This window comes from Ralstonia flatus, from assembly GCF_958439105.1.
GTDB lineage: Bacteria > Pseudomonadota > Gammaproteobacteria > Burkholderiales > Burkholderiaceae > Ralstonia > Ralstonia flatus.
This window is the reverse complement of record NZ_CAUDLI010000008.1, coordinates 240,213-265,208: the sequence shown is the minus strand read 5'-3', so window position 1 is coordinate 265,208 and position 24,996 is coordinate 240,213. Positions and strand designations below refer to the sequence as shown.

Sequence of the window (24,996 nt, the reverse complement as noted above, 5' to 3'; positions counted from 1 at the left end):
ACGGCGTCAGGCTGACTTGCCGCGTGCCGCACGCGTGCTGCGCGCCGCTGCCCGTTTGCCCAGCCATGCCGAGCGCAACGGCGAGGGCTCGGACGCGAGCGCCAGCGTGAACTGCGGCGTGGCATCCGCAGCCAGCGTGACGTCGAGCTGCATCAGTTCGTCGCGGCGGAACACGTGCACGGGGACGGTGTCGCCGGCGCGGTGGCGCGCGAGCATCTTGTCGAGCTGGCCGGTCGGCACACGCAGGCCGTCCAGCGCGACGACGAGGTCGCCGGCAGACAGACCGCCTTGCTGCGCCGGGCTGCCGTCAAACACCTGCTGCAGCTTGACGTAGCCGTTCTCGGTGCCGGTCTTGACGCCCAGTGCAAGCGCGGGGTCTGCCGCCTTGCGCGTGGCGCTCACGCCCATCGCCTTGAACAGCGCCGGCAGCGGCGGGTCGTCACGCCCCTCGGTCAACTGGCGGACCAGCGTGCGCAGGCGCACACCGGTGGTCTCTTCCATCAGGGTGATGAGCCCGGCTTCGGTCACACCGCGCTGCGCGTGGCCGGCGGCGTAGAAGTCGCGGCCGTACGTTACCCACAGGGCACGCATCACGTCGTCGAGCGAACGTTCGCCGTGGGTCTGGGTGCGGATCGTCAGGTCCAGCGCCAGCGCCACCAGCGAGCCCTTGGTGTAGTAGCTGACGATGGCGTTGGGCGCGTTCTCATCCTGGCGGTAGTACTTCGTCCAGGCATCGAACGAGCTTTCGGCCACGCTCTGCTTGAGGCGGCCGCTGCCGCGCAGCACGCCGTTCCACGTCTTGCCGAGCATCTCCAGATACTGCGCTTCGGAGATCAGGCCCGAGCGCACCAGCATCAGGTCGTCGTAGTAGCTCGTGAACCCTTCAAACAGCCACAGCAGCGGCGTGTGCACCTCGCGGTCGAGCGCGTACGGCACGAAGGTGGCCGGCTTGATGCGCTTGACGTTCCAGGTGTGGAAATACTCGTGGCTGACGAGGCCCAGGAAGGTGCGATAGCCCTCGGTGGTTTCATCGCGGCCAGTGACGGGCAGATCGGCGCGCGCACACATCAATGCGGTGCTGGCGCGGTGTTCCAGGCCGCCATAGCCGTCGGTGGTGACCATCGTCATGAAGACGTAGCGGCGGTTGCTGTCGAGGAACGGCGCCGTAGCGGTCTGCGGCTCGAACAGGCGGATCTGCGCTTCGCAGATGCGCTTGAAATCGCGGGCGATGCGTTCCAGATCGAGGTTCGGCACACGGCCGGTAAAGACGGCGTCGTGCTGTGCGCCGCAGGCTTCGAACGACACCAGCTCGAACGTGCCCATCTCGACAGGATGGTCGATCAGCTCATCGTAATTGGCCGCTTCGTACCAGCCAAAACCGTAGCGCTTGGCGCCGGCCTTGCCCTGGACGCGGCCGCTCGCTTCGCGCAGCGCGGTGGCGACACGCCAGCCGCGGTAGGCGTCTCCGGCCGGCGGCTGGATGTCGACCAGGCAACGCTGGTCATCCGCGCCTTCCACACGCAGGAACACCGACGTACCGTTGAAGAAGCCGTGCGTGGCATCCAGATGCGCGGCACGCACCGACAAGTCCCACGCATAGACGTCGTAGGAAATCGTCAGCGGCCCGGTGCACGGTGCGGCCCACCACGTGTGCTTGTCGACCTTGGTCAGGCGCACCGGCCTGTGGGCGGACGACGCCTCGATCCGCACGATGTTGCGCGCGAACTCGCGGATCATGTAGCTGCCCGGAATCCACGCCGGCAGCGAAAAGCGCTGGCCCTGGGCATCGGGCGCGTCAACCGTAACGGTGACGGTGAAAACGTGCGCCTCGGGCGCGGCGGGGGCGATGGTGTAGCGGATCGGCTTCATGGCGGACATTGTAGCGTTGCCGTCCCACGCTGCCGATGGCAAATCGTCCGCAAATCAGCCTGCCAGCCTATCGGTTGACGTCGACCACGACGCGCCCGCGCATCTTGCCGGCCATGATGTCGTGGGCGGCGTCGATGGCCTCCGACAGCGTCACTTCGCGCGTGATGGCAGCGAGGCGATCGGGCAGCAGATCGGCGGCCAGACGCTGCCACGCGGTCTGGCGCAGCGCGCGCGGGGCCATCACGCTGTCGATGCCGCACAGCGTCACGCCACGCAGGATGAACGGCGCCACCGTGGCCGGAAAATCCATGCCCTGCGCCAGCCCGCACGCCGTGACCACGCCGCCATAGCGCACCTGTGCGCAGGCGTTGACCAGCGTGTGCGAGCCCACCGAATCGACCACCGCTGCCCAACGTTCCTTCTGCAATGGCTTGCCCGGGGCGGCAAGCTCGGCGCGGTCGACGACATCCGCCGCGCCCAGCGCCTGCAGGAAGTCGGCCTCGTTCGTCTTGCCGGTCGACGCCACCACGCTATAGCCCAGCTTGCCGAGCAGCGCGATGGCGATCGAGCCCACACCGCCCGAGGCGCCCGTCACCAGGACTTCGCCGTCGCCGGGTTTCACGCCGGCACGCTCCAGCGCCAGCACGGACAGCATCGCCGTGTAGCCCGCCGTGCCGATCGCCATGGCCTGCCGCGCGTCGAGCCCCGCCGGCAATGCGACCAGCCAATCGCCGGAAAGCCGCGCCTGCTGGGCAAGACAACCCCAGTGCGTCTCGCCGACGCCCCAGCCGTTGAGCACGACCGCATCGCCGGTCCGCCAATCCGGATGCGACGAATCGAGCACGACGCCCGCGCCGTCGATACCGGCCACCATCGGCCACTTGCGCACGACCGGGCCTTTGCCGGTGATGGCCAGGCCGTCCTTGTAATTGATGGTCGACCAGTCCACGCGGATCAGCACGTCGCCGGCGGTCACGTCGTTGGCCAGCGCTTCGGGTGTGGACAACGCTGCGTCATCGAGGTCGACGATGTGGGCCAGGGGCCCGCCATCCTGCTTTTCCAGCATCAGCGCGCGAAACGACATGCCAAGTCTCCGAAGGTGAGGTGAATGCAAGCGCCCAAAGAAAAAGCGCCGGATCGACCGGCGCTTCCTTCGTGCGAATTACGACTTCTTGAGCGCGGCGAACTTGCGCTCCAGCGTGGCCGCATCGATCAGGCCCGGCGCCCGCGAGCCATCCGGGAAGATGATGGCAGGCGTGCCGGTCACGTTCAGCTGCTGGCCGAGCTTCAGGTTGGCCTCGAGCGGCGTATCGCAGGTGCCGGCGCCGCCCGGGGCGGTCTTGGCGGTCATCCAGTCACGCCATGCCTTGGCGCGGTCGGCCGAGCACCAGATCTGCTTGGCCTTGGTGTTCGAGTCTTCCGACAGGATCGGGAACAGGAAGGTGTAGACGGTGACGTTGTCGACTTGCGTGAGCATCTGCTCCAGCTTGTGGCAGTACGGGCAGTTCGGATCGGAGAACACGGCGATCTTGCGTGCGCCGTTGCCCTTGACCCACTTCACGGCGCGGTCCAGCGGCAAGTCGGACCACTTCACGCGGTTCAGCTCGGCCAGGCGCTCTTGTGTGAGGTTGGTGGCGGTCTGCGTGTCGAGCAGGTCGCCGTTGAGCACGTAGCGGCCGGTGGCGTCGCTGTAGACGACCTGGCTGCCAAGGTTAATTTCGTACAGGCCGGCCAGCGGCGACTTGGTGACGCTCTTGATCTCCACGTTCGGGCCCAGGGCCTTCTGCACGGTGGCCTTGACCTTGTCCAAGGCGGGCTCGGCGGCACCGGCGCTCAATACATAGCCCGCGCCAATGGCTGCCACTGCCACCGCAGAGGCGATGGCCGCCACCCGAATACGAAACGACATAACGACTCCTGGAACCCCGAAAAACCACAAATCCGCTGAGATGGCCTCAGCCGAGTGCGTGCTTGATCAACAAGCGTTTGATAAATGGCGTCATGCCCACCATGCGCATCCCCGCGTTGCGTACCGTGCGGGGCAGCGCGCCCGGCAGGGCGAACAGTTTGTGCAGACCGTCCGTGGCGGCCGTGAGCGAAAGCAGATCTTCGCGGCGGGCACGTTCGTAACGGCGCAGCAACCTCAGATCGCCATGATCGCGCATGGTTTCACGTTCCGCCATCACGCGACCGATTTCGGACACATCCCGCAGCCCGAGGTTCATGCCCTGCCCGGCCAGCGGATGGATCACATGGGCCGCATCGCCTACCAGCGCCACGCGCGGCGCGACCGCCCGGCTGGCGTGTTGCAGCACGAGAGGGAAACCCTGCGCAGGCGTGATGTTCGACAGGCGCCCGAAACGTGCGGCGATGGCGCCACCCGCTGCGGCTTCCACCGCGCGGCACAGCGCCTCCGGCGACAGCGCGAGCAATTCGCGGGCGTGGTCCTCGCTGGCAGACCACACCATCGACACGCGCCGATCGGGCAGCGGCAGCATCGCGAGAATCTCGCCGCGTACCGGGGCGGCGTCATCCGTGGCGGCCGCCTGCTCGGCGGAGGCACCGAGGAACCATTGCCACGCGGTGTCCTGATGCCAGTGTTCGGCCTGGAAGTTGGCGACCACGCCAAGCTGACGATACGGCTTCGCTTCGGCCTGGATACCGGCCTGCTCGCGCACCCACGAATGCTTGCCGTCGGCGCCGATCACGCATTCCGCGCGGATCGTCTGCCCGTCCGCCAGCGTCAGCCGCACGGCGTCGGCTTCCATTTCGAAACCGGTGGCGGCATGCGGGAACGTCTGCACCGTGTGGGCAAAGCGCAGCGCCGTTTCCAGGGCGCGCTCGACCAGAGAGGATTCGGCAATCCACGCCAGTTGCGGCGTGCCGGCTGCGTAGGCGGAAAAGTGCAGGTCGGGGTGGGCGTGCTCGCCGCGCGCGGCAGCGTCGTCGCCGAAGATGCGCATGTCGTGCACCGGCTGCACGCGCGTCATGTCGAGCGCCGGCCAGATGCGCAACTGGTCCAGCAGCGCCTGGGAGCTGGACGAGAACGCGTAGACACGCGCGTCCCAGGCGTCCGGCCCGGCGGGCGCGGCGGCGGGCGCGAGCGGTGCAATATGCGCGATGCGCAAGCCGATCTGCGCCAGCCGCAGGGCGCAGGCACGCCCGACGATGCCGCCGCCCACCACGGCCAAGTGGTAGGGCGCAGCCTCCCGGGAAGCCGCCTTGGAAGAGGAAAACGCGGGTGTATTCATGGTGGGCCGATTATAGCGGCGGGGGGTGTTGCGGCCTTGCGGGCGCGCAAAAGTGTCGCGCGGGATACAAGCGCCGCTACCTCCGGGCTCGGTGTTTACGCCTACCAAGCCAAAAAGAGGTCAATAAGGCGCTTTGAATCGCTGATGCGTCCTGCGCACATTCGGGCGCCTATGTGCCACCTGCGCCGCAAATGTGCCAAGCACGTCTCCTGTCTGCAAACCCTTGATGTGACGCCATTTACACCTTCGGGCAGGCACTCAAGTCATCCGCCAGGATGGACGATAAAAGCGGGGTAATTCGACGTTTTGATGGGCGTGCCCCGCCGATACAGTGCGGGTCCGATCCACGCATTTCTCATCGCCATGTGGACTTTTTCCGAACGCTCCGCCGTATCGCTGATGCTGGCCGCGCTGCTGGCACTGGCCGGCTGTGCGCAAATGCCCGCCCAGACGCCCGCCCCCGTGGCCCGCACCGCGCCCACGGGCGAAGTCATGACCTTCGCCATCCCGCCGGATGCCTTGGGCGCGCATGACCCGCAACTGACCGCCGTGCTGACCAAGGCGGGCGCGCTCGCCGCTGCGCAAAAACGACCGGCGACGATCCAGGTGGCCGCGCTGGCCCAGGATTTCCGCTATCTGAATCAGGCCCTGTGGAACGGCGTGCCGGCCCAGCGCGCCAGCTACGTGCGCCTGGAAAACCTGACCGTCAGCGCCAGCCAGCCCTACAGCGTGACGATCCGCACGCAGGACTAAGAGGAACGTCATGCGTATGACCCATCTGCTCTTCCCGCTCACCGTCGGCCTGCTGAGCGCCCCGGCCGCCTCGGCTTTTGCCGCCCCGCCCGATGCACTGATGCCGGCGACGGCCGCGGCGCCCGACCGCGTCTATCCGCCCCTGCCCTCGCTGGCGATGCTGCCGCCCGGCGGCGGTAGCGGCGAAATCGAGCCCCAGCCCGCGGCACACACGCGCGGCGGCAAGCGCAAGGTTGTGACCACGCAGTGGCGCAAGGCAACCGAGCCCGTGCCGCGCATGGTGGTGTCGGAGGCCTCGCACACGTATCTGGCCGGCATCGAGCGTCAGCTTGAAGTGGCCCTGCAGAAGTAATCCACGATTGCCGCCGGAGCTGCCATGCCCCTCGCCCGCCTTCTTTGGTTGAACTGGCGCCGCCTTGCCGCGGCACTCTTGCTGGCGGCTTCCAGCGTGGCGGCGCACGCGGCGTCAGGCGATTGCTTCGAACAGGCCGGTGCCTATCAGGGCGTCAACCCGACGGTGCTGCGCGCGATCGTGTGGTTTGAATCGAAGGGCGACCCGGGCGCCATCCACCGCAACGCCGATGGCTCGGTCGACATTGGCCAGGCGCAGATCAACTCGATCCACTTCGGCACGCTGGCGCGCTACGGCGTGCCGCGCCATGCGCTGACCGACGCCTGCGTCAACGTGTTCGTGGCGGCCTGGCTGCTCAAGCAAAAAATGGTTCGCCATGGAAACACGTGGCGGGCCATCGGCGCCTATCACTCCGAGACGCCCGTCCACCGCGACGCCTATGCGCGGAGCATCCAGCGGGTGCTGATGTCGTGGGGGGAATTGCGGGCCGACCGCTGAATCGGGTCCGGCCCCGGAACCGGGCTGCCGCTCAGTAGTACGAGACAGCGGCGTAGGCCTGACGTGCGCCGATGGCGCGGCGCTCGCCGCTGACCAGGCGCATCAGTTCATCCTGACGCGGGCAGACCAGCGCACGCACGCGGGCGTCGTTGGCCAGGATGCGCATCATCAGGTCGCGCTTGCGCTGCACCTCTTCCTGGGACAAGGCCGGGCGCAGACCGTGGCCAAGGCGCTCCATGTGGGCCGCGCATTCGCGCTCGAGCAAGCTCACTTCGTCCCAGTCGCCGCGTTCTGCAGCATCCACCATGTCTTCGGACAGGCTCGCGATGGCCTCGTAGCACGCGAACAGGCCGGCGCTGTCGGAAACCGTATGGATCGGGCGGGCGGCGGTGGCGACGGTCCAGGACATGCTGTGCTCCAGAGTCAAACGTTGTTGTTTGGAGCAAGCCAGTGCAATAGGCATGCCCGGCCGGCGCCGAGCCGTCTCCCACCCGCCCGGAAATGCCGCCAAAGCCTTTGCTGGCTTGGGTTCGCAGGATACGGAGCGGGTCCGTCGGCGGGCATCGCAGGCCTGAAAAACAGCCGCTCGGTGCGAAGTTGTTACGTTTCTGGAACGTAACGCGTAACGGGGCCGTAACGCCCTCACACCGCGAGCCGCCGAGCGCCTTGCCCGACCGAATGCGCTTTCATTCCGGGGCGAGAACGCACCCGGAGCGGTTACAATCACGCCTTTCCGTGAACGACGCGCACAGCCCGGATTCCACTGTGCTGCCGCCTCCTCCCGCGTCACGCAACCCCTTGATTCAGAGCCTTTTTCACCATGAGCCTCCAATGCGGCATCGTCGGTCTGCCGAACGTCGGTAAGTCGACCCTGTTCAATGCCCTGACCAAAGCCGGCATCGCCGCCGAGAACTACCCGTTCTGCACGATCGAGCCCAACGTCGGCGTGGTGGAAGTGCCGGACGCTCGCCTCCAGGCGCTGGCCGACATCGTCAAGCCCGAGCGCGTGTTGCCGGCGGTGGTCGAGTTCGTCGACATTGCGGGCCTGGTGGCGGGCGCCTCCAAGGGTGAAGGCCTGGGCAACCAGTTCCTCGCCAACATCCGCGAGACGGATGCCATCACGCACGTGGTGCGCTGTTTCGAAGATGACAACGTGATCCACGTCGCCGGCAAGGTCGACCCGATCGCCGACATCGAAGTCATCAACACCGAACTGGCCCTCGCTGACCTGGGTACGGTGGAAAAGGCGCTGCAGCGCTACACCAAGGCCGCCAAGTCGGGCAACGACAAGGAAGCCGCCAAGCTGGTCGCCGTGCTGGAAAAAGCACAGAAGGTGCTGGACGAAGCCAAGCCCGTGCGTGGCCTGAACCTGACCGAAGACGAGTGGGCGACGCTCAAGCCGCTGTGCCTGATCACCGCCAAGCCGACCATGTACGTGGCCAACGTGCGCGAAGACGGTTTCGAAAACAACCCGCACCTGGACGCCGTGCGCAACTACGCTGCGCAGACGAATTCGCCGGTGGTGGCCGTGTGCGCCGCCATCGAAGCCGAAATCGCCGATCTCGATGACGCCGACAAGGCTGAATTCCTGGCCGACATCGGCATGGAAGAGCCGGGCCTGAACCGCGTGATCCGCGCGGCCTTCAAGCTGCTCGGCCTGCAAACCTACTTCACCGCCGGCGTGAAGGAAGTGCGCGCCTGGACGATCCACATCGGCGACACGGCCCCGCGCGCCGCGGCCGCCATCCACACCGACTTCGAACGCGGCTTCATCCGCGCCCAAACCATTTCGTACGAGGATTTCATCCAATACAAGGGCGAACAAGGTGCCAAGGAAGCCGGCAAGATGCGCGCCGAAGGCAAGGAATACATCGTCAAGGACGGCGATGTGCTGCACTTCCTGTTCAACGTCTGACCCCGCACTGGGTCCCGAAAAGCCCCGCGTCGCCTGCGGGGCTTTTTTCATGGCCGCGCGCCTGAAAATGTGGCCCCGCGGTTGTAAGGTTGAGGCGGCCCAGCATCACTTTTTTACACGCGGGCGAAATCGGCCAGGCGACTTTGATGGTCGCCAACGGGCGTGACTGCGCCATTTTCGCGTCTCTGGCACGCCGGTTGCGTAGCCCACGGCGGATACGCTGAACCCCGGCAGGCCCGACGCCCGGGGCAGCCCGCCGCTCCCGCTTGGCACGTTCAGCCGAGGCACTTGGGACGGCGCACTCGCCCAACGCCATGAGTTCGCAATCGCCCCCGCCCTTGTCTGCAGTTGACGACATCGACGCCTCGCCCGGCATCGGCAGCAACGCTGCCATCCAGTCGCGCGGTGTGTTGCTGTGCTTGTCCGAACCCGATCTGTGCATCCATCAGGTCAGCGAAAACCTGGAGACTGCGCTGGGGATACCGCTGGCCTCCGCGCTGGAAGGGCCCGTCGAACGTGTGACCGGCAGCGCAGGCCGTGAGGTGCTGGAGCGCGCCCTGGCTACGCACAGCATCGACGGCCATCCGCTCTATATCGGCACGCTGCAGACGCCGCACGGGCACGCGCTCGACGCGGTGGTGCACCGGCACAAGGGCACGCTGATCCTGGAGCTGGAGCCCGCCGTGCATGCGGCTGACGGCGCGTTTGCGTCGATGTACCCGCTGGTGCGCACGTTCGTCGCCAGCCTGCAGGCCGTCAACACGGTCGATGCGCTGACGGACGTGGCCGCGCGCGAGGTTCGCCGCCTCACGGATTTTGGCCGCGTCACGATCTACCGGATCGACAGCGATGGCTCCCTCCAGGCACTCGCCGAAGCGCGTGACGCCGCCTACGACACCTTGGCCGGCACACACCTGCGTGGCGCCGGCATGACGCCGGAATTGCGCAGTCTGTATAGCCACAACCCGTTGCGTCTGGTGGCGGACGTCGACGACACGCCCGTCGGTCTGGTGCCGCCGCTGCATCCGTCCAGCGGACGGGCGACCGATCTGGCCTACGCAGCCCTGCGCGCCGCGTCCGAAGCACAGCGCGAAACCATGCGCGGCATGGGCGCACGGGCCTCGCTCACGCTGGCGCTGACCGTGCGCGGCGATCTCTGGGGATTGATCGTCTGTCACCATGCCACGCCGTGTTCGCTGTCGTTCGAAGTGCGCGCGGCGTGCGAACACCTGGCGCAGATTCTGTCGCTGCAGATCGAAGCCAAGGAAGACCGCGCAGAGATCGCGCACCGCCTGGAACTGCGACGCATCCTGGTACGCCTGCTGGCGGCGATGGCCGACCGGGACCATTTCCACGAAGGCCTGCTCGAGCACCCCGCCGATCTGCTGGGCTTTGCGTCAGCCAGCGGCGCGGCCATCGTGCGTCAGGGCGAGTGTGTGCGCATCGGCGCGGCGCCGGACGAGGCCAGCATCCTGCGGCTGACCGAATGGCTTGCCAAGGAACGCCCCGGCGAGGTCTTCCACACCGACCGGCTGGCCAGCACTTATCCGGACGGCGCCGCGCTGCTGCCGCAGGCCAGCGGCGTGCTGGCTGTGCAGGTTTCGCAGCTGCATCGCCACTACGTGCTGTGGTTCCGCCCCGAAACGCCGCAGACCGTGCGCTGGGCGGGCGACGCGCCGGACGCAGCCGTCGACCACGACAGCCGCAACATGCTGGGCCGCACACGCCACTGGCAGCAGCACATCGCGCACACTTCGCGCCCGTGGCGCACCAGCGAGGTGGAAACCGCCGCGGAGTTCCGCTACGCCGTGTTGAACATCGTGCTGCGCCGCGCCGAAGAAGCCGCGGAGTTGACCAGCGAGCTGCGCCGCGCCAACCACGAACTCGAAGCGTTTTCGTATTCCGTATCGCACGACTTGCGCGCGCCGCTGCGCCATATCGCCGGCTACGCCGAACTGCTCGACGAGATGGAGGGCCAACACGTCTCCGAGCGCGGGCGGCACTTTCTGCAGACGATCTCGGAGTCGTCGCGCTTTGCGGGCAAGCTGGTCGACGATCTGCTCACCTTCTCGCAGATGGGCCGCGGCGCGCTGCACCTGACCGATGTCGACCTCGCACAGCTCGTACGCGGCGTGGTGCGCGACCTGACGGTGGACCAGGGCCGCCGCCATATCGAATGGAATATCGCCGCGTTGCCGGTGGTGCGCGCCGACCCGGCGTTCCTGCAACTGGCGATGCGCAACCTGCTTTCCAACGCCGTCAAATACACGCGTGACCGTGATCCGGCGCGCATCCATATCGACGCCGAACAGACCGACACCGAAACCATCGTGCGCATTGCCGACAACGGCGTCGGCTTCTCCATGGAGTACGTGGCCAAGCTGTTCGGTGTATTCCAGCGGCTGCATCGCATGGACGAGTTCGAGGGCACCGGCATCGGCCTGGCCAATGTGCGGCGCATCATCGATCGCCATGGCGGCCGCACCTGGGCCGAGGGCGAGCTTGATCGCGGCGCGACGTTCTACTTTGCGCTGCCGCGCTCGCCCGACCCGCTGGCGGCATCCGGAGCCGGCCTCCGCTCGCCCGCGACCCGCGATGCCTGATCGTTCTTTCTACGTTCATTGTCACCATGCTCAAACCCATCCTGCTCGTCGAAGACAATCCGAACGACCTCGAGCTGACGCTGCTGGCGCTGGAGCGCAGCCAGCTCGCCAACGATGTGGTCGTCACCCGGGACGGCGCCGAAGCATTGGATTACCTGCACGCGCGCAATCTCTACGCGCAGCGCGTGCCCGGTAATCCGGCCGTGGTGTTGCTCGACCTGAAGCTGCCGAAGGTCGACGGGCTGGAAGTGCTGGCGGAGATCCGCGCAACGCCCGCGCTCAAGAGCCTGCCGGTGGTCATGCTGACCTCGTCGCGCGAAGAAACGGACCTGCTGCGCAGCTACGAACTCGGCGTCAACGCCTACGTGGTCAAGCCGGTGGAGTTCCGGGCGTTTGTCGACGCGATTGCCGACCTGGGCGTATTCTGGGCAGTGCTCAACGAACCGCCGCCCGGCTCCACGCGGGCACGCCGCACGTTGCTGCCGGCGAGCTAACCGCCCATCCGGAGCATCCGCCCCCATGCCCAATCTGCAATTGCTGCTGGTCGAAGACAATCCGCTCGACGCGGAACTCACCCGCGCACGGCTCGAAACCGCCAACCTGCCAGCCGACACGACGCTGGTCGACAACGAGACGGACTTCATCGCCCAACTCAGCGCGCGCACCTTCGACGCCATCCTGGCCGATTACATGCTCCCGCAGTTCACGGGGGCGGAGGCGCTCGACATCGCGCGCCGCATGGCGCCGCAAACGCCGTTCATCTTCGTATCGGGTGCGCTGGGCGAGGAGCACGCGGTCGACATGCTCAAGCGCGGCGCCACCGATTACGTCATCAAGCAGCGCTTGCAGCGCCTGCCCGTGGTGCTGCTGCGGGCGCTGGCCGAAGCGGCCGAACGCCGTCAGCGCATCGCCGCCGAAGCCGCGCTGCGCGAAGCGGAAACGCACTTCCGCCTGCTGATCAACGCGCTCAAGGAGCACGCGGTGCTCTCGCTCGACCCGCAGGGCATCGTGCGCACGTGGAACGCGGCGTCGCGCAGCATTCTTGGTTATGCGCGTGAAGACATCCTCGGCAAATCGGCGGAGATTCTGTATCCGCAGGCCGCGCGCGAGGCGGGCGAATTCCAGCGCAAGCTCGAACGCGTGCGCCGCGAAGGCAGCCTCACCGACGACCGCTGGATGCTGCGCAAGGACGGCACGCCGTTCTACGCATCGAGCGTGGTCACGGCCATCCACAACGAGACGGGGCAACTGGTCGGCTTCTCGAAGATCATCCGCGACTCCACCGAAGAGCGCATCGCGGCCGACGCCCTGCGCCGCGCGAAGGAAGAAGCCGAGACCGCCAATCACGCCAAGGACCACTTCCTTGCCGTGCTGTCGCACGAGTTGCGCACGCCGCTCACGCCCATCCTGACCGCCGTGCATCTGCTGGAAATGCGTCAGGATCTGCCGGCGTATGTGGTCGCGCAGCTCGAAGTCGTGCGCCGCAATGCCGAGCTGGAAGCGCGCCTGATCGACGACCTGCTCGACATCACCGGCATTGCGCGCGGCAAGCTGGCGGTGAGCTTTGCGCTGGTCGACCTGTATCCGCTGCTGGAAAGCACGCTGGAGATGTCGCGCAACGACATGCAGGCCAAGCGGCTGTCGCTCAAGACGCGCTTCGAGGCGGGCCGCAGCCGACTGTATGCCGACGGGGCGCGCATCCAGCAAGTGATCTGGAACCTCGTGCGCAACGCGGTCAAGTTCACGCCCGAAGGCGGCGCCATCGAGGTGCGGGTCTGGAACCCGTCGCCCTCTGCCGTTGCTGTGTCCGTGAAGGACAACGGCATCGGCATCGAACCCGAAGCGCTGCCGCGCATCTTCTCGGCGTTCGAACAGGCCGATGCATCGATCACGCAGCGTTTCGGCGGGCTCGGCCTGGGCCTGGCGATTGCCTATGCGCTGGTGCAGAAGCACGAAGGTTCATTGATTGCCGAGAGCGCCGGCCGCCACGAGGGCGCCACGTTCACGCTCACCCTGCCGCTGGCAACCGAGATGGCGCAACCCGAGACACCCCCTTCCCCGCCCATGCCGCGCAAGCAGCCGACGCGCGGCCTCCATGTGCTGCTGGTAGAGGACAACACCGATACGGCCGAAGCCATGTCGCAGATGCTGGAGATCCTTGGCCACAGCGTCACCGTTGCCAATGGCGCGCGCACGGCCATGCAAGCCGCGGAGTCTGGCGCGTTCGATCTGCTGATCAGCGATATTGGTCTGCCGGACGGCAGCGGCCTGGACGTGGTGCGCGTATTCGCCGAGAGGCAAGCCGCCCCGTCGATCGCAATCACCGGCTACGGCATGGAAGACGATATCGCCCGTTGCCGTGACGCGGGCTTTACGGATCACCTGACCAAACCAGTGGATTTCAAGCGGCTGGAGACGCTCCTGGCGGGCTATCTGGCCGCGCGCGATGCGCGAACCGCCGGCGTGGACGCAAGCTGAGCCGCGCCAGAATGCCGCAGTGGCAGTTGCCCTAGCGGCGCACCAGGCCCCATGCCGCAGGCAGCAGCATGGCGCCCACCACGGCGGCCGTCCACGCCATGATCTGGCCATCCGCATACAGGTGCGCGAATTGGCCGCTGTAGTAGCCGAGCGACGCGCCAATCCCACCCGTCACCAGCGCAGGGAGCCAACCCAAGCGTTTGCCTGTGGGATGCAGCCAACGCGCCGCCACGCCCACCGCCAGCCCGATCCACAGCGGCCCGATCCACCCCATGCCTGTTCTCCGTCTTGCCCTTGAGCGATTCAACTGGACGCGTACCTTAGCGCAGGACGGGGCAGAAGGCCATGGAGAAGGCCGCATGGACGCACTGCCTGTTACGTGACGAATAATCGACATTCGTCCACACATATCACCAGATTTGACCTGCCTCCTGCTCATCGGGGGGCCGGGCGTTATAATCCAGAGTGCTCAAAATTCGTGCCGTTCCTTAACCGGCCGCCCCACATGCAGTTGCTGACGCTCGGAATCAACCACCACACTGCGCCGCTTTCCCTGCGCGAGAAGGTGGCGTTTCCGCTCGAGCAGCTCAAGCCCGCACTGGGCACGCTGCGCCAGCATCTGCCGCACCTCCGCAGCACGGCCGAAGCCGCCATTCTGTCCACCTGCAATCGCACCGAAATCTACTGCGCGACCGACGGCAACCTGCCCGAGCAGACCGCGCACGAGCATGCGATTCGCTGGCTGGCGCAGCACCACAACATCGACGCCGGCGAACTCGCGCCCCATGTGTATTCGCTCGGCCAGTCGCTGGCGGTACGTCACGCGTTTCGCGTGGCCAGCGGGCTCGACTCGATGGTGCTCGGCGAGACGCAGATCCTCGGCCAGATGAAAGACGCTGTGCGCACCGCCACCGAGGCGGGCGCCCTGGGCACGTACCTGAATCAGCTGTTCCAGCGCACCTTTGCCGTGGCCAAGGAAGTGCGCGGCACGACGGAGATCGGCGCGCATTCCGTGTCGATGGCCGCCGCCGCCGTGCGCCTGGCGCAACGCATCTTCGAATCGATTGCGGATCAGCGCGTCCTGTTCATCGGCGCCGGCGAGATGATCGAGCTGTGCGCCACGCACTTCGCCGCGCAGACGCCGCGCGAGGTGGTGATCGCCAACCGCACGCTGGAACGCGGTGAGAAGCTGGCCGAATCGCTGTCGAACCAGGGCCTGAATGCCCGCGCCGTGCGTCTGGCTGAACTGCCGACCAAGCTTGCCGAGTTCGACATCGTCGTCTCGTGCACCGCCAGCACGCTGCCCATCATCGGCCTGGGCGCCGTGGAGCGTGCCATCAAGCAGCGCCGCCACCGCCCGATGTTCATGGTCGACCTGGCCGTGCCGCGCGACATCGAACCTGAAGTCGCACGCCTGTCCGACGTGTTCCTCTACACCGTGGACGACCTGGGCGCCATCGTGCGCGAAGGCAACGCGCTGCGGCAGGCTGCCGTGGCCCAGGCCGAGGCCATTATCGAAACGCGCGTGCTGAACTTCATGCACTGGCTCGATGCGCGCAGCGTGGTGCCCATCATCCGCGATCTGCACGCGCAGGCTGAAACGCTGCGCCAGGGTGAACTGGAACGCGCTCAGCGCATGCTCGCGCGTGGCGACGATCCGGCGCAGGTGCTCGAAGCGCTGTCGCAGGCGCTGACCAAGAAATTCCTCCACGGCCCCACGCATGCGCTCAACCACGCGCAGGGCGAAGGCCGCGAACAACTCATCGACCTGCTGCCGGCGCTGTTCCGCCAGTCCAGCCACTCCGAGCGCTAGCGGCCAGCGCATCGCACGCGCGCCGCATGTTTTCACGACGGGCGCGCAACGTCTGGCGCGGTATCATGCGCCGCCTTCGCTTCCAGCGTTTCCCTCCGCGACTGCCCGAATGAAGCCCAGCATGCTGTCCAAGCTCGACCAACTGGCCGAGCGCATCGTCGAAATCAACGCGCTGCTTGCGCGTGAAGACGCCACCGCGAACCTCGACCAATACCGCAAGCTCACGCGCGAACACGCCGAGCTGGAGCCCGTGGTCGCGCAATTTGCCGCGTGGAAGCAGGCCGAGGAAGACATCGCCACCGCGCAGGAGCTGGCGGCCGATCCGGACATGAAGGCGTTTGCGGAGGAGGAACTCCGCGCGGCGCGCGAGCGGATGGAATCGCTCGAAGGGGAGCTGCAACGCCTGCTGCTGCCCAAAGACCCGAACGACCATCGCAACATCTTCGTGGAAATCCGTGCCGGCACAGGCGGCGACGAATCCGCGCTCTTTGCCGGCGACCTCCTGCGCATGTACACGCGTTACGCCGAACGGCAGCGCTGGCAGGTGGAGATCGTGAGCGAATCGCCGTCGGACCTGGGCGGCTACAAGGAAGTGATTGCGCGGCTGGTAGGCGAAGGTGCGTACTCGCGCCTGAAGTTCGAATCGGGCGGCCACCGCGTGCAGCGCGTGCCGGCCACGGAGGCGCAGGGACGCATCCACACGTCGGCCTGCACCGTGGCGATCATGCCGGAGGCCGACGCGCTGGCCGACATCCAGATCAATCCGGCCGATCTGCGCATCGATACGTTCCGCGCGTCGGGCGCGGGCGGCCAGCACATCAACAAGACGGATTCGGCCGTGCGCATCACGCACCTGCCGACCGGCCTGGTGGTGGAGTGCCAGGACGACCGCAGCCAGCACCGCAACAAGGACCGCGCCATGCAAGTCCTGGCCGCGCGCCTGAAGGATCGCCAGGAGCGCGAGGCGCAAGCCAAGGAGGCCAGCGCGCGCAAGAGCCTGATCGGCTCGGGCGACCGCTCCGATCGCATCCGCACGTACAACTTCCCGCAAGGCCGCGTGACCGATCACCGCATCAACCTGACGCTGTACAAGATCGACGCGATCATGGACGGCGACATCGATGAACTCGTCGGGGCCTTGGCGGCGGAGCACCAAGCCGAGCAGCTTGCGGCCCTGGGTGAAGACGCCTGAGCGCCCAATCGTTAAAAAGCGCCCTCTCCGTAACATTCACTTGCGTTTGATACAGCTTTGCGCGATGGCAGGCCGGCCTCGCGTTCCTATAATCGATCTCGATCACGCCGAGTGCATCGCCGGTCGCATCCGGCGCACTCACCAACAAGCGCGGCAACATCACGATTAGGAGAATCGCAATGCGTACCCAACTGCTGGCCATTACCGTCGCTACCACCCTCGCACTCGGCCTGGCCGCCTGCGGCAAGAAAGACGACGCCACCGACCAGGCCGCCAAGAGCGCGATGGAACAATCGAAGGACGCCGCCAAACAGGCGCTCGACAACGCCGGCACCGCCGTGACCAAGGCCGCGGACGCCGCCAAGGTGGAACTGTCGCAAGCGGCTTCTGACGCGCAGGTCTCCGCTTCGGGCGCGCTGGCGCAGGCCAAGGAGGCCGCCAAGACCGCGGCCGACAAGACGGCCGACGCGGCGAAGGTTGCGGCAGACAAGACGGCTGACGCCACCAAGGAAGCCGCCAACAAGGTCAAGGACGCGACCAAGCAGTAAGCACGGCTCCACGTCACCGACCCGCTCGCGGGCCCGCGCCACATCGGCCGGGCCCGTGTTATTTTGTGCGCCCGATCTTCGCTGCTGGTCTGTTGCCGTGTCGTCTTCCCCCGTCATTCCGCCCGAAACCCTTGCTCGCGTGGCCGATGCGCTGACAGCGCTGGCCCGTGCCGGCCTGCCCGCACTGGAAGCACGCATGCTGGTCTCGCACGTGACGGGCCTGTCGCGCGTGCAACTCATCACGCAAGACACCTGCGCCATCGACGTGGCCGCGCGTGCGCGCATCAGCGAACTTGCGGCGCGGCGCCTGGCCGGCGAGCCGATGGCGTATCTGCTGGGTGAACGTGAATTCTTTGGGCGCGCCTTCAAGGTGACGCCCGCCGTGCTGATCCCCCGCCCCGACACCGAATTGCTGGTCGAACAAGCGCTGGACCGCCTGGAAGAACGCGATGCGCCGGCGGTGCTGGACATGGGCACGGGCAGCGGCATCATCGCCATCACGATTGCGCTGGCGCGGTGCGACGCGCGCGTATGGGCCACCGATGCCTCCGCCGATGCACTGGCCGTGGCGATCGACAACGCCAAGGCGCTCGGCGCCAGCAACGTCCGGACTGCGCTGGGTGACTGGTATGGCGCGCTGGCCGATGCCGATGCGCCTCCCGCCTTCGACCTGATCGCCAGCAATCCGCCGTATATCGCTGCCACTGACGCGCATCTCGATCAGGGCGACCTGCGTTTCGAACCCGCCAGCGCCCTCACCGACCACGATGACGGCCTGCGCCACCTGCGCAGCATCGTCGCCGGAGCGCCTGCGCGGCTGAACGCCGAGGGCTGGCTGCTGCTCGAGCACGGCTACGACCAGGGCGAGCCGGTGCGTGCGCTACTGAACGGCGCCGGCTTCGCCAACGTCTTTACCGCACAGGATCTGGCCGGCCACGACCGCTGCAGCGGCGGGCAATGGCTGGGGCAAAACGCCGGGGCGCGTTCCTCGCTAAAATAGACGGGTTTTCCAATGTGGATGGCAGCTCCGCAACCCAGCTGCCGCCCCTCACCCAATCGAGTCTCCCCATGAGCACCACGCACGAAAAGATCGACCAGATCGTCAAAGGCCACCCCGTCGTCCTCTTCATGAAGGGCACCGCGCAATTCCCGATGTGCGGCTTTTCGGGCCGCGCCATCCAGATCCTGAAGGCCTGCGGCGTGGACCGTCCGCACACCGTCAACGTGCTGGAAGACGACGAAATCCGCCAGGGCATCAAGGACTACGCCAACTGGCCGACCATTCCGCAGCTGTATATCAAGGGCGAGTTCATCGGCGGCTCGGACATCATGATGGAGATGTACCAGAGCGGCGAACTGCAACCGCTGCTGGCTGCCTGAGCTGCGTTCTCGTTTCAGCGTGACCCAGACCCCGAACGCCACCGCCCAAACGCCACCCGTGCGCCGCATCATCGTGGCGATCACGGGCGCTTCGGGCGCGATTTACGGGGTGCGGCTGCTGCAGGTTCTGCAGGGCCTGCGTGAATCAGCGGGCGTGGAATCGCACCTGCTGATGTCGCCCGCAGGGCTGATGAACGTGCAGCACGAGCTGCACATGGCGCGCGAAGAAGTGGAAGCGCTGGCGCACGTCGTGCATAACGTGCGCGATATCGGCGCCACCATCGCAAGCGGTTCCTTTGCTGCCGAAGCGATGGTGGTGGCACCTTGCTCGATGAAGACGCTGGCGGCCGTCGCGCACGGCCTGTCGGACAACCTCATTGCCCGCGCGGCCGATGTCACGCTCAAGGAGCGCCGCCGCCTCATCCTGATGGTGCGCGAAACGCCGTTGAATCTGGCGCATCTGCGCAACATGACGGCGGTCACGGAGATGGGCGGAATCGTGTTCCCGCCCGTGCCGGGCTTTTACCAGCGCCCCAAGACGATCGACGACCTGGTCGACCACACCATCGGGCGCGTATTGGACCTGCTGGGCCTGCCGCAGACGTTGGCGCCCGGCTGGCCGGGCTTGCGTTCAGCGGACTAAGCGCCGATCAGCCGACCGCCAATCAACGGTGGTGGTAATTGAAGTACACCGACGGTCCACCCCAATAGCCGCCGTAGTAGGCGGGATAAGCCGGTGCCGCATAGACCGGCGCAGGCGCCACAGCCACTGGTGCCGGATACACGGCACAACCCCCAAGCGTCGCGGCCAACAAGGCCAGAGCCACGATTTTCATGATTAGCGTCCTTCGGCCCCGCGAGTGAGGCCATGTGGACGTTATAAGCCGGTGCGGGCGACGCCGGCGTCATGCGGGTGTAAGCCGTGTAACCGAACACTACGAACGCGTGTCCGTAAGTTCACTGCTTAGGCGTTGGTTTGCCGGCGGGTGGCTGCGCTGCCGCGGCGGGAGCCGAAGCCGACACACCGGATGTCGCAGCCGGTTTGGATGCGTTCGGATCGACTTCGGCACGCATTTGGTCCATGACGGCCCCCGCGCGCGGCGCCCAGAGGAATTCCACGGTGCCGTTCTGCGGCTCTTCCGGAATCGCATACATCGTGATGACCGTCTGATGGGCCGCCCAGCGCGCGCGCAGCGAATCGACCGTCTTGCCGGACTTCAGCTTGAGCGGCGCCTTGCCTTCCTGCGCGGGCTTGCCGTATCGGTCGGACAGGGCCTGGAAGACGCGCTGCTCGGTCTCCACGCCGCGCGTGGGCACGAACATGCCGGCGATGTTGCCGTCCTGGTCGATCAGCACCACGGCCTGCGGGCCATCCATCAGCTCCGGGCGCCATGCCTGCGGTATCCCGAGCGATCGGGTGCGGCCATGCGATTCCAGAGCGTCGGAGCAGTATTCGGCGACGTCCTTGCCGCCATTGGCGCGTACGTCTTCGCATGACGGCAGCTTGCGCAGCGGCTTGCCGAGCGGAAAGGCATCGAGCAGCACCGCCACGCCGCCAGGGTCGCGCACCGCCTTGGCGGGTGCTGCGGCCTTGGGGGCCGCCTTGGCTGCGGGTGCGGCAAACGCCACGGGCGCGAGCAACGCGGTCGAGATGGCAAGCGCAGCAGTTGCAGTGGCGCGTCGCGTCCAGCAGGTCATGCGAACTCCAGTGAGCATTGAGAAAAGAGCCGGAAGTGTGCCACGCGGGGATCCCGGCGCACGGGAAAGCGGGTCTGACTGCCGGCAGGCGGCCTGCGTTCCCCTCAACCGAATGGCTGAGGCGCTCGAAACCGCCTGGTTACACGCCATTTGACACGGATACCTGCCGGATGCGGGCCGGAAACATTATCAAAATGTTGCCGGTTTTGATCTCGTAAAGGTCCGGCGGGTAAAATCTCGGCGGCACAGACGAATGACCGGCAGGACCGAAGCGTCACGTTCCTCGGCCCGCCGCATAGACGCGATCTCATTTTGAACATTCCCTCCGCTGTTTCCTCCCGCACGCCGGGGGCCGCTCGTGCGGCACGCACCCGTTCGCTAGCCGGCTGTGCGCGACTGGCCGTCGGCCTGTTGGCGTTGGCTTCGGCGCATGCCGCGCTGGCCTTTGGCTTCAACGATGTGGCCGCGCGCGCCAAGCAACTGGCCGCAAAGCCGTATCAGGCGCCCGCCGACACGCTGCCGCGCGAATTGCGCGAGCTGCGCTACGACCAGTACCGCGAAATCCGCTTCAAGTCCGACCAGGCGTACTGGCGCCGCGACAAGCTGCCGTTCGAACTCGGCTTCTTCCACGAGGGTTCGTACTACGACCAGCCCGTGAAGATCAACGAGGTGTCGCCCGCCGGTGTGCGCGAAATCCGTTTCGACCCCCGCCTGTTCGACTACGGCCCGGTCAAGCTCGACCCGAAGCAGTTGCAGAAGCTCGGCTTTGCCGGTTTCCGCGTGCACTATCCGATGAACACGCCCAAGTACAAGGACGAGGTCATCGTGTTCCTGGGCGCGTCCTACTTCCGCGGCATCGGCAAGGGGCAGGTCTACGGCCTCTCCGCGCGCGGGCTGGCCATCGACACCGCGCTCAATTCGGGCGAGGAATTCCCCCGCTTCACCGATTTCTGGATCGAACGCCCCGCCGCCAACGCCAAGGACTTGACGATCTACGCGCTGCTCAATTCGCGCCGCGCGACGGGCGCCTACCGCTTCGTCATCAAGCCGGGCAGCGACACGGCAGTCGAAGTCAAGGCGCAGCTGTACATGCGCGAGAACGTGAGCAAGCTGGCCATCGCGCCGCTCACCAGCATGTTCTTCTTTGGCGAGAACCAACCGGCGCCTGCGCTGGATTTCCGCCCCGAGGTGCACGACTCCGACGGCCTGTCGGTGCTTTCCGGCACGGGCGAATGGATCTGGCGTCCGCTGACGAACCCCAAGCGCCTGCTGGTCAGCTCGTTCGGGACGACCAACCCCGGCGGCTTCGGCCTGATGCAGCGTGACCGCGCGTTCTCCAGCTACCAGGAAATCGGCGACCGCTACGAGCTGCGCCCGAGCGCGTGGGTCGAGCCCGTCGGCAAATGGGGCGCCGGCCGCGTGGAGCTTGTGCAAATTCCGACGCCCGACGAGACCAACGACAACGTGGTCGCCTACTGGGTGCCCGAGAACCCGCCCAAGCCGCAGCAGCCGTTCAATCTGGAATACCGCCTGCTGTGGCAGAAGGACGCCGACAAGAAGCCGGCGCTGGCATGGGTCGCGCAGACGCGCCGCTCGCACGGCTGGACGACCAAGCGCCCCGACGAGCGCAAGCCCGACGATACGATCGCCTTCGTGGTCGACTTTGAAGGCCCGGCGCTGGCCAAGCTCGCGCCGAACGCTCCGGTTGAGCCGGTTTTTTCGGCAGATGCCAACGGTAAGATCGAGTCGATCTTCGGCCAACCCAACACCGCGACCGGCGGCTGGCGCGTGACCGTGCGCCTCAAGCGGGTCGACGACGATAAACCCGTTGAACTGCGCGGCTACCTGCGCAGCGGCGGCACCGGACTCTCCGAGACGTGGAGCTACCTGTTACCTCCGGGCTGAACGTGACGACAGCCCAGACTGGCGGTGCTGCCGGCACTGCCCCCTCCACCAGCCCTGCCACAGCGCAGTCTGTGGCCGACCATTACCTTGAGGCGCTGCCGCTGGCTGCCGACGCGCGTGCCGCGCTGCTGCGCAACGCCGGCATCGCAACCGATGACGACGATGCAGCGGCGCTTGCCAAGCTGCATCGCGCGCTGGCCCGGCTCGATCCGGCCCAGACGACCTCGCTCGACGCCGACGCACCGGCCTACGCCTCCGTAGGCTCGCGCCTGGATGCCGCCTATGGCGCCACGCGCGCCGATGCCGCATCGACCGAGCCCTCCGCCCAACCTGCTCCACCCGTTGAGCACGACAGCCAGGGCCGCATCCACCTGGATACCGGCCCGACCCCCGCGCGCCGCTCGATGGTGCCGTGGCCGTGGGTACTCGGCCCGATCTGGCGCGCACGCAACGCCGTCGACCGCTGGATGCACGGCGGCAAGAAGCCGGTGCCGTATGAAGCGCCCGACTCGCCGGACCCGAAAGGCATCTGGCGCTTCGTCGGCGCACGCCGCCGGCTGACGCTGCTGGCGCTGATGATCGCGCAGACCGTCGCCGCCACCTGGGCAATGAGCACGGTGCTGCCGTACCACGGCGCAGACTGGCTCGAAGCCATCATCATCGTGCTGTTTGCGGTGCTGTTCTGCTGGGTGTCGGCGGGCTTCTGGACGGCCATTACGGGCTTCCTGCTGCTGGCCTTCCACGGCGACCGCTTCGTCATCTCACGCCGCGCCACGCCCGACGCCACGATTCCGGACGATGCGCGCACGGCCATCGTCATGCCGATCTGCAACGAAGATGTGCAGCGCGTCTTCGCGGGGCTGCGCGCGACCTACGAATCGTTGCAGCGCACGGGGCATCTGGAGCACTTCGACTTCTTCGTGCTGTCGGACTCCGGCGATCCGGACATCCGCACGGCCGAAGCCGACGCCTGGCTGCACATCTGCCGCGCGCTCGACGGTTTCGGCCGCATCTTCTACCGCTGGCGCCGCCACCGCGTGAAGCGCAAGAGCGGCAACATCGACGATTTCTGCCGACGCTGGGGTGGCCGGTACCGCTACATGATCGTGCTCGACGCCGACAGCGTGATGAGCGGCGATTGCCTGACGCGCCTCGTGCAGTTGATGGAAGGTGCGCCCAGCGCGGGCATCATCCAGACCGCCCCGCGCGCGGCCGGCCGCGACACGCTGTATGCGCGTATCCAGCAGTTCGCCACGCGTGTGTACGGGCCGCTGTTCACCGCCGGCCTGCACTACTGGCAGCTCGGCGAATCGCACTACTGGGGCCACAACGCCATCATCCGGCTGGACCCGTTCATCAAGCACTGCGCGCTGGCGCCGATTCCCGGCAAGGGCTCGCTTTCCGGCGAGATCATGTCGCACGATTTTGTCGAAGCCGCGCTGATGCGCCGCGCCGGCTGGGCCGTGTGGATCGCCTACGACCTCGACGGCAGCTACGAAGAGATGCCGCCCAACTTGCTCGACGAGCTGGGCCGCGACCGCCGCTGGTGCCACGGCAACCTGATGAACTTCCGCCTGTTCGGCGCGCCGGGCTTCCACCGTGTGCACCGCGCGGTCTTCATCACCGGGGTGATGGCATATCTCTCGGCGCCGCTGTGGTTCCTGTTCCTGCTCTTGTCGACGGCCCTGCTGGCCAAGCACACACTGATCGCCCCGGAATACTTCACGCAGCCCCGCCAGCTCTTCCCGATCTGGCCGGAGTGGCATCCGGAAAAGGCCGCCGCGCTGTTTTCCGCCACGGCCACCGTGCTGTTCCTGCCGAAGATCCTCAGCGTGCTTGTGCTGTGGGCTCAGGGGCCGAAGCGCTTTGGCGGGGCGGTCCACCTGGCGTTGTCGATGGCCATTGAAGCGGCATTCTCGGTGCTGGCCGCGCCGGTACGCATGCTGTTCCACACGCGCTTTGTGACGGCGGCGTTCCTCGGCTGGAAGGTGCACTGGAAATCGCCCCCGCGCGAAGACGCACAGACGCACTGGGGCGACGCCGTCCGACGCCACGGCCTGCACACCGTCATCGGCATCGTCTGGGCTGCGATCGTGTATTGGCTGAACCCGAGCTTCCTGTGGTGGCTGTCGCCGGTTGTGGGGGCGCTGATCGTGTCGATCCCGCTGTCGGTGTTCTCCAGCCGCGTGAGCCTGGGCCGCCGCATGCGGCGGCTGCGCCTGTTCATGATCCCCGAGGAAGTACGCCCGCCGCGCGAACTGCGCGCTACGCGCAAGCATCTGCGCAATGCCCCGCCGATGCCGGACTTCCGCCAAGCCGTCGTCGATCCCGTCACCAACGCGCTGATGTGCGCCATTGGTACGACGCGCTTTCCCCAAGATAAGCGCCTCGTGGCAGTGCGCGAAGCCCATGTGCGTCATGTGCTGGAAGTCGGCCCGGACAAGCTCACGGGCAAGCAGAAGCTGGTGTTGCTGTCGGATCCGTTCTCGCTGTCGGCGCTGCACCTGGCGGTGTGGTCGTCCCCGGAACAGCGTGCGGCGTGGGCGGCTGCAGAAAGCTGAACAACGCCGCCTGACGGAAATACCGCGCCCCACCAGCGTCTTGCCGGTGGGGCGTTTTACTTCCCGTTACATCCGTAGGATTTGCGTATCACCTGAAGCGCCCAGCGGTTCATAGAATGGCATCACGAACTTGATACACGAAGTCGACGGCACCGCAGCCCCGGCCTCGCAACCGTAAGG

General features: G+C 66.8%; 23 protein-coding genes. 15 read left to right on the top strand and 8 right to left on the bottom strand.

Annotated elements, in window-relative coordinates; genetic code table 11:
- Positions 1-6: 6 nt before the first annotated feature.
- The 4 genes from R2676_RS18985 to R2676_RS18970 form a co-directional block, all read right to left on the bottom strand.
- On the bottom strand, positions 7-1,869 hold the full coding sequence (locus R2676_RS18985) for a M61 family metallopeptidase (RefSeq protein ID WP_206274145.1): 1,863 nt from the start codon (positions 1,867-1,869) through the stop codon (positions 7-9).
- Positions 1,870-1,936: 67 nt separating this feature from the next.
- Positions 1,937-2,953 carry an acrylyl-CoA reductase (NADPH) gene (gene acuI, locus R2676_RS18980; RefSeq protein WP_206274021.1) on the bottom strand — a complete coding sequence of 339 codons (1,017 nt, stop codon included), beginning with the start codon at positions 2,951-2,953 and terminating at the stop codon, positions 1,937-1,939.
- A gap of 78 nt (positions 2,954-3,031) precedes the next feature.
- Entirely contained in the window at positions 3,032-3,778 is a 747-nt protein-coding gene (locus R2676_RS18975) for a DsbC family protein (protein ID WP_009241994.1), read from the bottom strand.
- 46 nt (positions 3,779-3,824) lie between these two features.
- Positions 3,825-5,120: a UbiH/UbiF family hydroxylase gene (locus tag R2676_RS18970; RefSeq protein ID WP_206274022.1), complete on the bottom strand. Its 1,296-nt coding sequence runs from the start codon at positions 5,118-5,120 to the stop codon at positions 3,825-3,827.
- Between the two features lie 363 nt (positions 5,121-5,483).
- Between R2676_RS18970 and R2676_RS18965 the strand changes: the two genes are divergently transcribed.
- Genes R2676_RS18965 through R2676_RS18955 form a run of 3 tightly spaced genes read left to right on the top strand, consistent with a single transcriptional unit; the run spans position 5,484 to position 6,723 of the window.
- On the top strand, positions 5,484-5,873 hold the full coding sequence (locus R2676_RS18965) for a hypothetical protein (RefSeq protein WP_206274023.1): 390 nt from the start codon (positions 5,484-5,486) through the stop codon (positions 5,871-5,873).
- A gap of 10 nt (positions 5,874-5,883) precedes the next feature.
- Positions 5,884-6,225: a hypothetical protein gene (locus R2676_RS18960; RefSeq protein WP_206274024.1), complete on the top strand. Its 342-nt coding sequence runs from the start codon at positions 5,884-5,886 to the stop codon at positions 6,223-6,225.
- A gap of 24 nt (positions 6,226-6,249) precedes the next feature.
- Entirely contained in the window at positions 6,250-6,723 is a 474-nt protein-coding gene (locus tag R2676_RS18955; protein ID WP_206274025.1) for a lytic transglycosylase domain-containing protein, read from the top strand.
- A 31-nt stretch (positions 6,724-6,754) separates the two neighbouring features.
- Here the strand turns inward: R2676_RS18955 and R2676_RS18950 are convergent, their stop codons facing one another.
- Entirely contained in the window at positions 6,755-7,132 is a 378-nt protein-coding gene (locus R2676_RS18950; protein WP_027680187.1) for a flagellar protein FliT, read from the bottom strand.
- A 411-nt stretch (positions 7,133-7,543) separates the two neighbouring features.
- On the opposite strand from R2676_RS18950, the gene ychF reads away from it, so the two are divergent.
- From ychF to R2676_RS18930, 4 genes are all read left to right on the top strand, one after another.
- Positions 7,544-8,638, top strand: a complete 1,095-nt coding sequence (gene ychF / locus R2676_RS18945; protein ID WP_206274026.1) for a redox-regulated ATPase YchF — start codon at positions 7,544-7,546, stop codon at positions 8,636-8,638.
- Between the two features lie 314 nt (positions 8,639-8,952).
- The gene (locus tag R2676_RS18940; RefSeq protein WP_206274146.1) at positions 8,953-11,241 is read left to right on the top strand and encodes an ATP-binding protein; all 2,289 of its coding nucleotides are present in this window, start codon (positions 8,953-8,955) and stop codon (positions 11,239-11,241) included.
- A 26-nt stretch (positions 11,242-11,267) separates the two neighbouring features.
- Complete coding sequence (locus R2676_RS18935; protein ID WP_024972795.1) at positions 11,268-11,735, top strand: response regulator; 468 nt, start codon at positions 11,268-11,270, stop codon at positions 11,733-11,735.
- A gap of 25 nt (positions 11,736-11,760) precedes the next feature.
- Positions 11,761-13,719 carry a hybrid sensor histidine kinase/response regulator gene (locus R2676_RS18930; RefSeq protein WP_206274027.1) on the top strand — a complete coding sequence of 653 codons (1,959 nt, stop codon included), beginning with the start codon at positions 11,761-11,763 and terminating at the stop codon, positions 13,717-13,719.
- A gap of 31 nt (positions 13,720-13,750) precedes the next feature.
- Here R2676_RS18930 and R2676_RS18925 read toward each other — a convergent pair whose 3' ends face one another.
- Positions 13,751-13,993, bottom strand: a complete 243-nt coding sequence (locus R2676_RS18925) for a GlsB/YeaQ/YmgE family stress response membrane protein (RefSeq protein WP_206274028.1) — start codon at positions 13,991-13,993, stop codon at positions 13,751-13,753.
- A gap of 231 nt (positions 13,994-14,224) precedes the next feature.
- Here R2676_RS18925 and hemA point away from each other — a divergent pair, with 231 nt between their 5' ends.
- The 6 genes from hemA (at position 14,225) to R2676_RS18895 (ending at position 19,295) form a co-directional block, all read left to right on the top strand.
- A complete protein-coding gene (hemA, locus tag R2676_RS18920) occupies positions 14,225-15,532 on the top strand; it encodes a glutamyl-tRNA reductase (RefSeq protein ID WP_206274029.1) in 1,308 nt (435 codons plus the stop codon).
- Between the two features lie 109 nt (positions 15,533-15,641).
- Positions 15,642-16,724, top strand: coding sequence for a peptide chain release factor 1 (gene prfA / locus R2676_RS18915; protein ID WP_206274030.1), 1,083 nt, complete (start codon positions 15,642-15,644; stop codon positions 16,722-16,724).
- A 179-nt stretch (positions 16,725-16,903) separates the two neighbouring features.
- Entirely contained in the window at positions 16,904-17,272 is a 369-nt protein-coding gene (locus R2676_RS18910) for a hypothetical protein (protein WP_009241979.1), read from the top strand.
- A gap of 97 nt (positions 17,273-17,369) precedes the next feature.
- Positions 17,370-18,272, top strand: a complete 903-nt coding sequence (prmC, locus tag R2676_RS18905; RefSeq protein ID WP_206274031.1) for a peptide chain release factor N(5)-glutamine methyltransferase — start codon at positions 17,370-17,372, stop codon at positions 18,270-18,272.
- A 68-nt stretch (positions 18,273-18,340) separates the two neighbouring features.
- Complete coding sequence (gene grxD, locus R2676_RS18900; RefSeq protein WP_009241977.1) at positions 18,341-18,652, top strand: Grx4 family monothiol glutaredoxin; 312 nt, start codon at positions 18,341-18,343, stop codon at positions 18,650-18,652.
- A 19-nt stretch (positions 18,653-18,671) separates the two neighbouring features.
- Positions 18,672-19,295, top strand: a complete 624-nt coding sequence (locus tag R2676_RS18895) for a UbiX family flavin prenyltransferase (RefSeq protein WP_316857371.1) — start codon at positions 18,672-18,674, stop codon at positions 19,293-19,295.
- A gap of 22 nt (positions 19,296-19,317) precedes the next feature.
- Here R2676_RS18895 and R2676_RS18890 read toward each other — a convergent pair whose 3' ends face one another.
- Complete coding sequence (locus R2676_RS18890) at positions 19,318-19,488, bottom strand: hypothetical protein (RefSeq protein ID WP_004634685.1); 171 nt, start codon at positions 19,486-19,488, stop codon at positions 19,318-19,320.
- Between the two features lie 121 nt (positions 19,489-19,609).
- Positions 19,610-20,350: a hypothetical protein gene (locus R2676_RS18885; protein ID WP_206274032.1), complete on the bottom strand. Its 741-nt coding sequence runs from the start codon at positions 20,348-20,350 to the stop codon at positions 19,610-19,612.
- 318 nt (positions 20,351-20,668) lie between these two features.
- Here R2676_RS18885 and R2676_RS18880 point away from each other — a divergent pair, with 318 nt between their 5' ends.
- Together R2676_RS18880 and mdoH are read left to right on the top strand one after the other, a co-directional pair.
- Positions 20,669-22,255, top strand: a complete 1,587-nt coding sequence (locus tag R2676_RS18880) for a glucan biosynthesis protein G (RefSeq protein ID WP_316857424.1) — start codon at positions 20,669-20,671, stop codon at positions 22,253-22,255.
- Positions 22,228-24,816, top strand: a complete 2,589-nt coding sequence (gene mdoH / locus R2676_RS18875; protein ID WP_206274033.1) for a glucans biosynthesis glucosyltransferase MdoH — start codon at positions 22,228-22,230, stop codon at positions 24,814-24,816. The genes R2676_RS18880 and mdoH overlap by 28 nt, the downstream gene beginning before the upstream one ends.
- Positions 24,817-24,996: the final 180 nt, after the last annotated feature.